The organism is Mitsuaria sp. BK041, from assembly GCF_014193085.1.
Taxonomy (GTDB): Bacteria; Pseudomonadota; Gammaproteobacteria; order Burkholderiales; family Burkholderiaceae_C; genus Roseateles.
In genome coordinates this window covers 1,777,423-1,790,576 of record NZ_JACHYT010000001.1, presented here as the reverse complement: position 1 = coordinate 1,790,576, position 13,154 = coordinate 1,777,423, and the positions used below count along the sequence as shown (strand labels likewise).

Genomic DNA, 13,154 nt, shown 5'->3' with positions numbered 1-13,154 from the left:
CCGGGAGGCTGGCGGGTCAGGCGTCGATCAGAAGGTCAAGGTCTTCACGCCCTGCGCCGTGCCCAGCAGGCACACGCCCGCCTTGTTGCGGGCGAAGACACCGACGGTGACCACGCCGGGCCATTGGCTGACTTCGGCCTCGAAGGCGGCGGGATCGGTGATCCGCAGGCCCTTGACGTCCAGGATGCGGCAGCTGTTGTCGGTCACGCAGTCCTGGCGCAGCACCGGCTCGGCGCCCATCGCGCGGAAGCGGCGCGCGATCTGCGCGGCGGCCATCGGGATCACCTCGACCGGCAGCGGGAACGCGCCCAGCACGTCGACCAGCTTGCTCTCATCGGCGATGCAGACGAAGGTCTGGGCCAGGTCGGCCACGATCTTCTCGCGCGTCAGCGCCGCGCCGCCGCCCTTGATCATGTGGCCCTGGCGGTCGATCTCGTCGGCGCCGTCGATGTAGACCTGCAGCGACTCAACCTCCGACGCGTCCAGCACCGGAATGGCCAGCGCCTTCATGCGCTCGGTGCTGCGCACCGAGCTGGACACCGCGCCGGCGATGCGCACGCCGCTGGCGGCCAGCGCATCGATGAACTTGTCCACCGTCGAGCCGGTGCCCACGCCCACCACCGTGTCCGGCGTCACGTACTGCAATGCGGCCTGGCCGACCAGGGTCTTCAATTCGTCTTGGGTCATGGAGGGGCGAGCGACGGCTCGTCGTAGAGGGCCGGAAAACTGGCGGGAGAGGAAAGGGGGGATTATCTCCGCCGCTCAAGCGGGCGACGACCGCAGCCCGTACACCTTCCCGTCGACGAACAGGTACTCCGCCCGCAGCACCGCCGCCCCCTGCTCGCCCGGGGCGGCGAAGCCGATCACCGACACCTGGGTGCCAGGTCTGATCTCTTCGACCTGCCAGGCCTCCAGCCGCGTCAGCGGCGCCAGCTCGACCTCCCAGCGCCGGTCGCGCCGCGTCGGCAGCTGCGTCTTCGCGAGCAGGGCCTCGCCGTCGACGGCGGTCGTCTGCTTGGGCAGGACTCGCTGCTTCAGGTCGGCCGGCAGCACGAGCCGCTCCGGCACCTCCAGATCCAGCTCCGCATGCGGATTGCGCCAGGTCACCCTGGCCGCGCGGCCCTCCAGGTACAGCGGGCGGTCCTGGTCGAAGCCGCTCCACCCATGGTGGGCGCGGACGGCGGCGGGCATCAGGGGCGCGGCCGCGAGCGCGGCCAGCAACAGACGACGTTCCATCGAAGCCTCCTTGAAGGGCGTGAAGGACCTGAAGGACGCGCTGGCGGGAAGGACGTCAGACGAAGGCGATCCAGCGCCCGCAGATGATGACAGCGACCCAAATCCCCAACGACAGCAGGCATTGCCAGCGGCCCAGGCGGTCCTGCGCCCGCACGCCGCCGCGCCAGTGGAACCAGGCCGCGTTCAGGCCCGCCACAGCGATCAGCGCGAGCTTCACCCGCAGCGCCGGATTGACCCACAGCTCCTGCGGCTGGGTCGCGAACATGGCTGCGCCAGAGACGGCGCACAGCGCGAAGCCCGCCAGCGCCGTGGGAATCGCCAGTCGCGCCAGCGCGCCGGGATCGAGCTCGCGACGCGCGCCCAGCGCGCGCAGTTCAAAGACGAGCAGGCCGCCGAACAGCGCGCCCAGCCCGATCAAGTGCACGACCGAGAACGCGGGGTAGGCCCAGGGATGGGCCGCCAACGCCGTCAGCGTGTCCCACACGGCTCGGCACGCCGCTCACGCGCCTTGGCGGTCGCGGCGCTGGCGCACCGCGGCGGCCAGCGAGCGCAGCAGCGGCTCGGTCTGGCTCCAGCCCAGGCAGGCATCGGTGATGGACACGCCCGGCAGCAGGTCCGCCTTGGTCTGGCCCGCGAGCAGGTCCTGGCGGCCCGGCTGCAGGTGCGATTCGATCATCACGCCGGTGATGCGCGCGTCGCCACCGGCGATCTGCGCGCCGACATCCTGGCCGACGTCGATCTGGCGCTCGTACTTCTTCGACGAATTGGCGTGCGAGAAATCGATCATCAGCTGCTCGCGCAGGCCCGCCGCCTTCAGCACCTCGGCCGCCGCCTGCACCGAGGCCGCGTCGTAGTTCGGCGCCTTGCCGCCGCGCAGGATCAGGTGGCAGTCGTCGTTGCCGCGGGTCTCGAAGATCGCGGCCAGGCCCATCTTGGTCATGCCCATGAAGGCGTGACTGGCGCGCGCGGCCAGCACCGCGTCGGCGGCGATCTTCACCGAGCCGTCGGTGCCGTTCTTGAAGCCCACCGGGCAGGACAGACCCGACGCCAGCTGGCGGTGGCTCTGGCTCTCGGTGGTGCGCGCGCCGATCGCGCCCCAGGCGATCAGGTCCGAGATGTACTGCGGCGACAGCAGGTCCAGGAACTCGGTGCCCGCCGGCAGGCCCAGCGCGGTCACGTCCAGCAGCAGCTGGCGGGCCAGACGCAGACCCTCGTTCATGTGGAAGCTGCCGTCCAGGTGCGGGTCGTTGATGTAGCCCTTCCAGCCCACCGTCGTGCGCGGCTTCTCGAAGTAGACCCGCATCACGACCAGCAGGTCCTGCTTCAGCTCCTCGCGCAGGTCCTTGAGCAGGCGGGCGTAGTCCATCGCCTGGCCGTGGTCGTGGATCGAGCAGGGCCCCACCACGCACAGCAGCCGGTCGTCCCGGCCGTGGAGCACGTCGCTGATCTCGCGCCGCGCCGTCTCGACGACCTCGAGCGAGGCCTCGGGCAGCGGCAGCTCGTCCAGCAGCAGCGCCGGCGAGATCAGCGGGCGGACCGCGTCGATGCGGGTGTCGTCGGTGCGGGTGGCGTCGCGGGTGGAATCGGCGGAGCCGACTTCGCGGTCGTGCTGCGGATGGTCGAGGTGCTTCATGGCGGCGGCGCGTGCCCTCTCGGACACGGAAACGCGAAAAAGGAAGCGGCGATTATCCGCCGCCGCGCAATCCCGGACATCAACCGCCCCGCTTCATCGACGCCAGCCCCACCGCCGCGGCCGCGACGACGAATCCGGCCAGCGACAGCGCGCCCAGGTGCTCGTCCAGCAGCGCCACGCCCATCAGCGCCGAGACGCCGGGGATCAGGTAGAACAGCCGCGCCACCGCCGCCGCCTGGCCGCGCCGGATCATCACGAACATCAGGCTGAAGGCGCCGATCGAGTTCACCAGGCCCAGCCACAGCGTCGCGCCGATCAGCTCGGCGCTCCAGTCCGCCACGCCGGGCTCGCGCCACAGCGCCAGGGCCGTCACCGCGAGCGCCGAGACCGTCATCTGGATGCCGCTGCCGGTGCGCAGGTCCATGCCGGCGCAAAAGCGCTTCTGGTACAGCGTGCCGGCCACCAGCCCCACCAGGCCGAGCAACCCGGCGCCATAGGCCTGCCAGGCGCCACCGCCCAGGGGGCGATCCGCGATGACCAGCGCCACGCCCGCCAGGCCGCCCAACATGCCCAGCCACTGGCGCGCGCTCAGGCGCTCGGCCAGCCACAGGTGCGCGCCCAGCGCGGTGGCCAGCGGCATCAGGCCGATCAGCAGCGCGGCCACGCCGGTGGGCAGCCTCCAGGCGATCGCGCAGTAGACGCCGGAGAAGTGCAGCACCTGCATCAACAGCCCGACCACGCCGAGGTGGATCCAGGCCCGCGGCGTCTTCGGCCACGGCGCGCCGGTCGCCGCCGACACGCCGAGCAGCACCACCGCCGCCAGCCCGAAGCGCAGCGCGAGCAGGGTGAACGGACCGGCGTGCGGCAGCGCCAGCTTGCCGGCGAGGTAGCCGGTGCTCCACAGCAGGATGAAGAGCGCCGGCAGGCTCAGCGCGACCAGCGCGCCGAGCCGATCCGCGCCCGCGGTCGACGGGGTCGGCAGAGCGCCGTGGGTGGCAGTCGTCATGGCCAGTTCCTTTCCGAAGATCAATGGACGCACTCTAGAAACGCGCCGCTTCGGACACAATCCGCTCTACTTTCGTTTTAGAGTTTCCAGATCGAGAACAATCGGAGACCGCCATGGGACGCCTGGAAGACCTGCAGGCCTTTGCCCGCGTTGTCGACGCGCGCAGCTTCTCGGGGGCGGCCAAGCTGCTGGGCGCGACCAAGTCCGCCGTCAGCAAGCAGGTCGCGCGACTGGAGCAGCAGCTGGGCACCCGGCTGCTGCATCGGACCACCCGCAGCATCAGCCCCACCGCCGAGGGACGCGGCGTGTACGAGCGCGCGCTGCGGTTGCTCGAGGAGGCGCAGGCGCTGGATGCCGAGCTCGCCGGCCAGCGCGAGCAGCCCCGCGGCGTGCTGCGCCTGAGCACGTCCACCGCGTTCGGCAACCTGCAATTCACTGCGCTGCTCACCGAGTTCTGCGCTCGCCATCCGCAGTTGCAGGTGGTGCTGGGGCTCAACGACCGCTACGTCGACCTGGCCGAGGAAGGTTTCGATCTGGTGCTGCGGCTCACCGGCCGGCCGAGCCCCGGCCTGGTCGCACGCAAGCTGGCGGACATCCGTTTCGTGCTGTGCGCATCGCCGGCCTACCTCGCGGCGCAGGGCACGCCGACCTCGGTCGCCGAGCTGGCGGACCACCGCTGCCTGCGCTTCGGCTACCTGCACGCGCCGGAGCGCTGGCGCTTCCGCCACCCGGAGCGGGGCGAGGCCGAGGTCGAGATCTCCGGCGCGCTGCGCTTCGAGAGCGGCCTGACCGCCAACAGCAGCGAATCGCTGCGCGTGGCCGCGCTCGCCGGCATGGGCCTGGCGGTGCTGCCGACCTACGCCATCGACCGCGACCTGCGCGCCGGCCGCCTCACCGCCCTGCTCCCGGGCTGGACGCCGCTGGGCGGGCCGGCCGAGGCGGACACGCTCTACGCGGTCTATCTGCCCAGCCGCTTTCCGAGTCCCAAGGTCCGGGCGCTGATCGATTTCTGTGTCGAGCGATGGGGGGACGTGCCGCCCTGGGATCGCTCCGACCACCCGCCGGACGCCCCGTGAAACCGGCTCGGGCGGCGTGCCCGTCCGGGCCCGGGCCCGTTGGAGCTAGGGCGAGTCCCCCATCACCGTTCGCACGCGGAGCCTAGGCGCGGCCGGCCCGGCAAGGGCGCGATGAGACAATGCCGCCCCATCATGGCCCTCATCCCCTACGGCTTCGCCCGTCCCTTCCTGTTCGGCCTGGATCCCGAACACGCGCACGAACTGACCCTGGGCAGCATCGCCCGACTCCAGAACACGCCCGCCCAGTGCACCTGGGCGCAGGCGCGGGTCGCCGATCCGGTGACCGTCGCCGGCCTGAAGTTCCCCAATCGCATCGGTCTGGCCGCCGGCCTGGACAAGAACGGCCGCTGCATCGACGGCCTGGGCGCGATGGGCTTCGGCTTTATCGAGGTGGGCACCGTCACGCCCAAGGCGCAGCCGGGCAACGACAAGCCGCGCATGTTCCGCCTGCCGGCCAGGCAGGCGCTGATCAATCGCCTGGGCTTCAACAACGAGGGGCTGGACGCCTTCATCGCCAACGTGAAGCGCTCGCACAGCTTCCGCCACCACGGCGGGCTGCTGGGCCTGAACATCGGCAAGAACGCGGTCACGCCGATCGAGCGCGCCGTCGACGATTACCTGATCGGCCTGGAAGGCGTGTTCCCGCACGCGGACTACATCACCGTCAACATCTCCAGCCCCAACACCAAGAACCTGCGCCAGCTGCAGAGCGACGAGGCCCTGGATGCGCTGCTCGGCCCGCTGCAGGCGCGCCGGCTGGCGCTGCAGGACGAGAGCGGCCGGCAGGTGCCGCTGTTCGTGAAGATCGCGCCCGACCTGGACGAGGACCAGGTGGCGGTGATCGCCGCGAGCCTGAAGCGCCATGGCATCGATGGCGTGATCGCGACCAACACGACGATCGCCCGCGAGGCGGTGCAGGGCCTGCCGCATGCCGGCGAAACGGGCGGCCTGTCGGGCGCGCCGGTCTTCGAGGCCAGCAATCGCGTCATCCGCCTGCTGCGCGCGGCGCTGGGCAGCGGCTACCCCATCATCGGCGTGGGCGGCGTGCTCAGCGGCGAGGACGCACGCGCCAAGCTGCAGGCCGGGGCCGACCTGGTCCAGCTCTACACCGGCCTGATCTACAAGGGCCCGGCCCTGGTGCCGGAATGCGCCCGGGCGATGGCGCGGCTCTGACGCCGCCCCGCCTCCCGCACGACCGAAGCGCTCCCCAGGAGCGCTTCTTTTTTGCGCTCGTCCCACAAAAACCTGCTACTGCAAATGCGAATTACATGCATCTGAGTCGTTGACAAGACGATAATGCCTCGCATTTGCAACAGCGCTTCATGCCCTCGGCCGCCATGACCGACCTCGCTCCCACGCCCCCCCGCGCGCCCGGCCGGCTCCCGCCGCTGGCGCTGCTGTCGCGCATCGGCGCGGCAGTGCTCGGCGGCTATGCGTTCTGCTGGGGCTTCATCGCCGTCGTCCATGCCGGGCTGTATGGCCTGGGCATGCCCTTCCACGACGCCGAACACCTGGCCGCGATCCTCGGGGTGCTGCTCTATCTGGTGGCCTTCCTGTGGACCTTCGCGGCGCGGCGTGTCGGCCGGTGCTGGGCGGTGCTGCTGGCGGGCGGCGGGCTGATGACCGGGGCGGCGGCGCTGATCCAGCGCGCGCTGCTCGCCTGACACAAGGAGCGACCCGTGTTCCAGAACTTCCGGCTCTCGATGGCCTGGCTGCACACCTGGTTCGGCCTGGTGCTGGGCTTCGTGCTGATGGTGGTGTTCTTCTTCGGCTCGCTGTCGGTGTTCGACCGCGAGATCGACCGCTGGGCGATCCCCTCGTCGCGTTTCGCGCCGCAGCCGATGCCGTCCTTCGACACCATCCTCAAGCCCGCCTTCGAGCGCATGCAGCCGGACAAGGACGCGATCGCGCTGCTCGACGGCCGCGTCGACGGGCCGCTGCCCGAGCGCTTCGAGGTCGTGCGCAACTGGGGCGCCTACACGACGCACCGCGATCCGGTGGTGTCGGTGTTCGCCGGCTTCGAGGTGCCGCGCGCGAAGGACCCGGACGAGACCGTCTTCGCCAGCCACGCGCTGGACCCGCGCACCGGCGCCGTGCTGCCGCAGGGGCAGTTGCGCGTGGGCAGCGAGTTCTTCTATCCGCTGCATTACAGCCTGCACCTGAAATGGAAGGACCTGGGCACCTGGATCGTCGGCTTCTCGGCCTTGATGATGCTGGCCGCGCTGGTCAGCGGCGTTGTGATGCACCGCAAGATCTTCCGGGAGTTCTTCACCTTCCGCCGCCACAAGACCGTGCAGCGCAGCGTGCTGGACCTGCACAACCTGACCGGCGTGGTCGCCCTGCCCTTCCATTTCTTCTTCGCCTTCACCGGGCTGGTGATCTTCGCGGGCATCTACTTCCCGGTGGCCCACACGCAGCTGCATGAACTGCACGAGCTGCACGAGCGCGTCGAGGCGCGCGAGACCGGCCTGCCGCACGAGCGCGCCGGCGTGGCCGCGCCGATGGCCTCGGTGGACGCGATGGTGGCGCAGGCGCAGCGGCGCTGGCAGGCCAAGGGCATGGCGGGCGACGTCGGTTTCGTCTACGTCAGCCATGTGGGCGATGCCAACGCCTACGTCAGCGTCTATCGCGCCGGCACCGACCGCGTCGCGCTGACCGGCGAAGGCGTCCACTTCAAGGCGACCACCGGCGAGCTGCTGCGCGAGGATCCGCCGCGCAGCGCGGTGGACAGCGTCAACGAGTTCCTGACCGGGCTGCACCTGCAGCACTTCCGTCACTGGCTGCTGCGCTGGCTGTATGTGCTGGGCGGGCTGCTGGGCTGCGTGTGCATCGCCACCGGCTTCCTGTTCTTCGTCGAGAAGCGCAAGCAGCAGCATGCGAAGGCGGGCAGCGCGGGCAGCCGCGTGGTCGATGCGCTGGCGGTCACCACGGTCACCGGCATGCTGGCGGCGACGATGGCGATGCTGGTGGCCAACCGGCTGCTGCCGGAGTCGCTCGCCGACAAGGGCGACTGGGAGCGCACGGTGTTCTGGAGCGCCTGGGGCCTGGCGATGCTGCACGCCTTCGCCCGTGGCGGCGCGCTCGCGCGCGCGCGGATGAACCCGGCCTGGCGCGAGCAGTGCGGCCTGATCGCCGCCGGCGCGGTGACGGCGGTCGTCGCCAATGCGGTCACCACCGGCGACCACCTGGGACGCACCCTCGCGGCCGGCTACTGGCCAGTGGCGGGCGTCGACCTCTGCCTGCTGGCGACCGCCGCCGTGGCGATCCTCGCGGCCAGTCGGCTCGGTCGGCGGGCGAAGGCCACGGCCACTGGCCACTCGCCCGCCGTGCTGGCGACCGCGGAGGCGCGCCATGGTTGAACCGACCTGGCTGCTCACCGGCGCCGCCGTCAGCGCCGTGCTCGGCTTCGGCTGGCTGGCGCTGGCGATGGACACGCATTGGGAACAGGTCCATGGCGATGTCGCCCCGCCGCCTTCGCTGGCGCGCGCGCTGCGCGTGGCGGGCGCGCTGGCGCTTGCCGCGTCGCTGGGGCTGTGCCTCGGGGCGGACCATCCGACGATGGCGGTGCTCGTGTGGCTGATGCTGCTGGCCGGCGGCGCGGTAGCGATCGCGGCTACCCTGTCGTGGCGGCCGCGCTGGCTGCGAGCGCTGTGGCCGCGCCGCGTCGCGGCGCAATGAATTTGAGCCGCCCCAATGAAAAAAGCATCGCGCCGGGAGGGCGCGATGCTTCGCAGGGAGACCTCGCTCGAGCGAGGACGCCGCGTCCGATGACGCGGCGGGGGCTCAGGCGCGACGGCGGCGGGCGGCGACGCCCAGGGCGCCGATGCCGGCCAGCATCAGGGCGTAGGTGGCCGGTTCCGGCACCGCGGCCGCGACGGCATTGACCGTCGTCGACAGCACGGCGATGTTGCCGAAGCCGCTGCCGCCCAGCGAGCCGCTGGCGATCAGCTGGTAGGTGCCCGCGGCCAGGTTGGCATAGCGGAAGCCGCCCGCGCTGGCATCCAGGTCGCTCACCGCCAGGCCGGCGCCGTTCAGGCCGGCGAAGCTGAAGCTCACCGACTGCAGGGGCAGCGTGAAGCCGCTGCCGAAGTCGATCGAGGTCGCGGCGAACACCGAGCCCGTCACATCAGACGCTTGCGTCAGGGTGAAGTTGCCCAGGACCACGTCCGAGAAACTGCCGTTGGTCGGCGTGACGAACACCGGATCCAGCGTCGACGCGGCGGCGGCGCCACCGATCAGGGCCGCGGCCAGCGCCACGGCGAGAGACTTGAACTTCATGCTGCTCCCATCCCGAGAAACGAGTTGATTCGTGAGGAAGTTTGCACTGCAGCATGCGTTCGTGTCTTGCACAAACCCGCGACTTTTGTTGCGGTGCGTCACAGCCGTAAGAAACAGGGGACACGCTTGTCCCCTGCGTGCCTGAACCGGGCATGCCAGCGCACGTCGTCGGTGCCTGGACCGGCGTCCGGACCGCCGCCCCGGCCGGCGCTCAGCCCGCCGTCACCCGCATCGGCTTCTGCATGACATCGCAGGCCTTGCCCTTCTTGGCGCGCTTGCCGGCGTAGGACGCCAGCGCCACGCCCTTGAGCGGCTCATTCTCCTTGGCCTTGCCGCCGCGCGCGGTGCCGCTGACCAGCAGCTGCGTCGTGAACGCGGCCACGCTCACCAGCGCGTCCTTCGCATCGAGATCGATCAGCGTCAGCCCGCGGCCGCCCTTGGGCTGGTGCTTGAGCTCGTCGATCGCGAAGGTCAGCAGGCGGCCCGCCATCGACAGGCAGGCCACCTGCACCCCGGCGACTTCGCCGACCGGCACCACCGCCGGCGGCAGCGGCCGCTCCTCGCCTTCCAGGCTCAGGAAGCCCTTGCCGGCCTTCTGGCGGCCGACCAGGTCGCCGACCTCGGCCACCAGGCCGAAGCCGCCGGTGCCCGCGAGCAGCAGCTTCTGCGTCGCCGCGCCGGCGAAGTAATGGGCGATCTGGCTGCCGGATTCCAGCTCGATCAACGTCGTGATCGGCTGGCCGTCGCCGCGGCCGCCCGGAAGCGCCGAGACCGGCACCGAATAGGCCCGGCCATTGCTGCCCAGCACCACCAGCGGATCGACGCTGCGGCACGGGAACACGCCGTAGAGCGAGTCGCCCGACTTGAAGGCCAGCGCCGCCGGATCGACCTCATGGCCCTTGAGCGCGCGCACCCAGCCCTTCAGGCTGACGACGACCGTCACCGGCTCGTCGACGATGCGCACCTCGGCCACGGCGCGCTTGTCCTCCTGGATCAGCGTGCGGCGCTCGTCGCCGTACTGCTTGGCGTCCGACTCGATCTCCTTGACCACCGTGCGGCGCAGCACCGACGGATTGGACAGGATTTCCTCGAGCTTGCCGGCCTCCTCGCGCAGGCCCTTGAGTTCCTGCTCGATCTTGATGAACTCCAGGCGCGCGAGCTGGCGCAGCCGGATCTCGAGGATGTCGTCGGCCTGGCGCTCGCTGAGCTCGAAGCGCTCGATCAGCGCCGGCTTGGGCTCGTCGGAGTGACGGATCAGCGCGATGACCTCGTCGATGTGCAGCAGGATCTCGTGCCGGCCTTCCAGGATGTGGATGCGGTCGCGGACCTTGTCCAGGCGGTGCTGCGTGCGGCGCGTCACCGTGTTGAGACGGAAACCGATCCACTCGGTCAGGATCTTGCGCAGCGTCTTCTGCACCGGGCGGCCGTCGTCGCCGACCATGGTCAGGTTCAGCGGCGCCGAGGTTTCCAGGCTGGTGTGCGCCAGCAGCGTGTTGATCAGGTCCTGCTGCTCGATGGTGCGGCTCTTGGGCTCCAGCACCAGGCGCACCGGCGCGTCCTTGTTGGACTCGTCGCGGGCCTTGTCCAGCACCGCCAGCACCGAGGCCTTGAGCTGCAGCTGCTCCGGCGTGACCGTCTTCTTGCCGGTCTTGACCTTGGGGTTGGTCAGCTCCTCGATCTCCTCGAGCACCTTGGCCGTGCTGACGCCCTGCGGCAGCTCGGTCACCACCAGCTGCCACTGGCCGCGCGCGAGGTCTTCGATCTTCCAGCGCGCGCGCAGCTTCAGGCTGCCGCGGCCGGTGTTGTAGGCGGCGCGGATCTCCTCGGCCGAGCTGATCAGTTGGCCGCCGCCCGGGTAGTCGGGGCCCTGGATCGCGGCATAGAGCTCGTCGTCGCCGGCGTCCGGGCGCTTGAGCAGCAGCACCGCCGCTTCCGCCACCTCGCGCAGGTTGTGGCTGGGCACTTCCGTGGCCATGCCCACCGCGATGCCCGACGCGCCGTTCAGCAGCACGAAGGGCAGGCGCGCCGGCAGCTCGCGCGGCTCGTTCTCTGAGCCGTCGTAGTTGGGCTGGAAATCGACCGTGCCTTGGTCGAGCTCGTCCAGCAGCAGCCGCGAGTAGATCGACAGCCGGGCTTCGGTGTAGCGCATCGCCGCGGCGTTGTCGCCGTCGCGGCTGCCGAAGTTGCCCTGCCCGTCCACCAGCGGGTAGCGCTGGCTGAAGTCCTGGGCCATGCGCACCATCGCGTCGTAGGCGGCCTGGTCGCCGTGCGGGTGGTACTTGCCCAGCACCTCGCCGACCACGCGGGCGCTCTTGACCGCCTTGGCGCCGGTGGCGCCGGCGAAGCCCAGGCCCAGCCGCTCCATCGTGTAGAGGATGCGGCGCTGCACCGGCTTCTGGCCGTCGCTGTAGGTGGGCAGCGCCCGGCCCTTCACCACCGACAGCGCGTATTCCAGGTAGGCCTGCTGCGCGTACTGCGCCAGCGTCAGCGCGTCGCCCGACGGCGCCTGTCCGCCACCCGGCTGGCCCGGCGTCTCGAAATCAAAGGTCTCTTGCGTCATCTCTCTCATGCCGGCCTGCGCCGGTCGTTCGAATCTTCTTGGGAAATCCTCGGTCGCCGCGCCCGCTCACTCGAGCGGCGTGGCGACCATCGTCAGTTGCCGGGCCCGGGCGCCGAGGCTGCGCTGCAGCAGCGCCCAGTACAGCTCCAGCACCAGGTGCACATGGGCCTGGGTCTCGTCGATGTCGGGCATCTGCCCGCCGGCCCGCCGCACCGCGCCTTCCCCGGCGTTCCAGGCCGCCAGCGCCGCGTCCAGCCGGCCGAAGCGCCGCGTCAGGTCCGCCAGCATGCGCGCGCCGATCATCACGTTGGTCCGCGGCTCCAGCAGGTGCAGTGGCCGCCGCAGTTCCTCCGCGGTGGCGTAGCGCTGGGCCGTGGCCGGCGTGATCTGCATCAGCCCGGACGCGCCGCGCGGCGACACCGCTTCCGGCCGGAAGCCGGACTCGACCGCGATGATGGCCTTCAGCAGTTCGGCATCCACGCCGGTCGCCGCCGCGGCCTCGCGCAGGTAGGGCTGCACCGCCTTGACCTCGGGCGCGATGTCCAGCCAGGTCAGCATGCGCTGGCCGTGGTCGGTCTTGCCGGGCACGCGCTGGATGCCGCTGAGCGGCGACATCACCGGCTGGAAGCGGCCATCGACCTGCGTCGGCGCGAAGTGCGCGATGCCGTCGGCGTCCACGTAGCCCCACAGCTCCGCATGCGCCGGCGTCAGCTTGGCCGCGAAGGCCACGGCGATGCTCAGCGCCAGGCGCTTGCGCAGCCGCACGCCGCGCGTCGTGGGGCCGCGGCCGTGGCTCATGACGGCTCCAGCCCCTGCGCCACGCGCGCCTCGAACTCGCGCTTGAGCAGCGACATCACGATCAGGTCGTCGAAGCCCTCGCCCATCACGCCCTGCGCGTCGGGCAGCGGCTCGGCGCGCACGCATTCGCGCAGCCGGCCCTCCTCGACGTAGCCCTCGCTGCGATACAGCGCCTGGGCCCGCGTATTGCGGCCCTTCACATCCAGCCAGAAGCGGTGCGCGCCCAGCTGCGCGAAGGCCATCTTCTTGAGCAGCCGCACGCACACCCGCCCCACGCCCTGCCCCTTCGGACCGAGCACGATGCGCTTGAGCTCCACCGAGCGGTTGGGATTGCGACAGCCCTGCAGGATCACGAAGCCGGCGCGCTCGGCATCCAGCTCGACGATGAAATGGCGCGCGTCCGGAAAGCGGATGGCGCCCTCGTGCTGCGTGCGCTCCCAGGGCGTGATGAAGGGCCGGTTGCCCGCGTCCTGCTCCACGCCGACGACGAAGTCCAGGTCGGACAGCATCGTCGGGCGAAGGGTGACGCGGTGGTCTTGCATCACGGTGCTGGCCATGTCGGCCTCA

Annotated in this window: 14 protein-coding genes; 5 read left to right on the top strand and 9 right to left on the bottom strand. The window is 70.8% G+C overall.

Annotated elements, in window-relative coordinates; all coding sequences use genetic code 11:
- Nucleotides 1-27: 27 nt before the first annotated feature.
- From rpiA to FHT38_RS07780, 5 genes are all read right to left on the bottom strand, one after another.
- Nucleotides 28-687, bottom strand: a complete 660-nt coding sequence (rpiA, locus tag FHT38_RS07800; protein WP_183491094.1) for a ribose-5-phosphate isomerase RpiA — start codon at nucleotides 685-687, stop codon at nucleotides 28-30.
- 75 nt (nucleotides 688-762) lie between these two features.
- Complete coding sequence (locus tag FHT38_RS07795; protein ID WP_221213746.1) at nucleotides 763-1,236, bottom strand: DUF6152 family protein; 474 nt, start codon at nucleotides 1,234-1,236, stop codon at nucleotides 763-765.
- Between the two features lie 55 nt (nucleotides 1,237-1,291).
- Nucleotides 1,292-1,720, bottom strand: a complete 429-nt coding sequence (locus FHT38_RS07790; protein ID WP_254783263.1) for a hypothetical protein — start codon at nucleotides 1,718-1,720, stop codon at nucleotides 1,292-1,294.
- A 15-nt stretch (nucleotides 1,721-1,735) separates the two neighbouring features.
- Nucleotides 1,736-2,869 (bottom strand): 3-deoxy-7-phosphoheptulonate synthase, encoded by a 1,134-nt coding sequence (locus tag FHT38_RS07785; protein ID WP_183491093.1) that lies wholly within the window; start codon nucleotides 2,867-2,869, stop codon nucleotides 1,736-1,738.
- A 79-nt stretch (nucleotides 2,870-2,948) separates the two neighbouring features.
- Nucleotides 2,949-3,875: a DMT family transporter gene (locus FHT38_RS07780; protein ID WP_183491091.1), complete on the bottom strand. Its 927-nt coding sequence runs from the start codon at nucleotides 3,873-3,875 to the stop codon at nucleotides 2,949-2,951.
- Nucleotides 3,876-3,988: 113 nt separating this feature from the next.
- Between FHT38_RS07780 and FHT38_RS07775 the strand changes: the two genes are divergently transcribed.
- The 5 genes from FHT38_RS07775 (at nucleotide 3,989) to FHT38_RS07755 (ending at nucleotide 8,629) form a co-directional block, all read left to right on the top strand.
- Nucleotides 3,989-4,951, top strand: a complete 963-nt coding sequence (locus FHT38_RS07775) for a LysR family transcriptional regulator (protein WP_183491089.1) — start codon at nucleotides 3,989-3,991, stop codon at nucleotides 4,949-4,951.
- A 132-nt stretch (nucleotides 4,952-5,083) separates the two neighbouring features.
- Nucleotides 5,084-6,124, top strand: coding sequence for a quinone-dependent dihydroorotate dehydrogenase (locus FHT38_RS07770; protein WP_091724226.1), 1,041 nt, complete (start codon nucleotides 5,084-5,086; stop codon nucleotides 6,122-6,124).
- A gap of 149 nt (nucleotides 6,125-6,273) precedes the next feature.
- Nucleotides 6,274-6,615 (top strand): iron uptake protein, encoded by a 342-nt coding sequence (locus tag FHT38_RS07765; protein ID WP_310737358.1) that lies wholly within the window; start codon nucleotides 6,274-6,276, stop codon nucleotides 6,613-6,615.
- 15 nt (nucleotides 6,616-6,630) lie between these two features.
- Nucleotides 6,631-8,310: a PepSY domain-containing protein gene (locus FHT38_RS07760; protein ID WP_183491087.1), complete on the top strand. Its 1,680-nt coding sequence runs from the start codon at nucleotides 6,631-6,633 to the stop codon at nucleotides 8,308-8,310.
- Entirely contained in the window at nucleotides 8,303-8,629 is a 327-nt protein-coding gene (locus FHT38_RS07755) for a DUF3325 domain-containing protein (protein WP_183491085.1), read from the top strand. The genes FHT38_RS07760 and FHT38_RS07755 overlap by 8 nt, the downstream gene beginning before the upstream one ends.
- A gap of 105 nt (nucleotides 8,630-8,734) precedes the next feature.
- Here the strand turns inward: FHT38_RS07755 and FHT38_RS07750 are convergent, their stop codons facing one another.
- From FHT38_RS07750 to FHT38_RS07735, 4 genes are all read right to left on the bottom strand, one after another.
- On the bottom strand, nucleotides 8,735-9,229 hold the full coding sequence (locus FHT38_RS07750) for an FxDxF family PEP-CTERM protein (protein WP_183491083.1): 495 nt from the start codon (nucleotides 9,227-9,229) through the stop codon (nucleotides 8,735-8,737).
- A 211-nt stretch (nucleotides 9,230-9,440) separates the two neighbouring features.
- Nucleotides 9,441-11,789, bottom strand: a complete 2,349-nt coding sequence (gene parC, locus FHT38_RS07745; protein ID WP_183491081.1) for a DNA topoisomerase IV subunit A — start codon at nucleotides 11,787-11,789, stop codon at nucleotides 9,441-9,443.
- 66 nt (nucleotides 11,790-11,855) lie between these two features.
- Nucleotides 11,856-12,587 (bottom strand): lytic transglycosylase domain-containing protein, encoded by a 732-nt coding sequence (locus FHT38_RS07740; RefSeq protein WP_091724197.1) that lies wholly within the window; start codon nucleotides 12,585-12,587, stop codon nucleotides 11,856-11,858.
- Nucleotides 12,584-13,144: a GNAT family N-acetyltransferase gene (locus FHT38_RS07735; protein ID WP_091724196.1), complete on the bottom strand. Its 561-nt coding sequence runs from the start codon at nucleotides 13,142-13,144 to the stop codon at nucleotides 12,584-12,586. The genes FHT38_RS07740 and FHT38_RS07735 overlap by 4 nt, the downstream gene beginning before the upstream one ends.
- Between the last annotated feature and the right edge of the window lie 10 nt (nucleotides 13,145-13,154).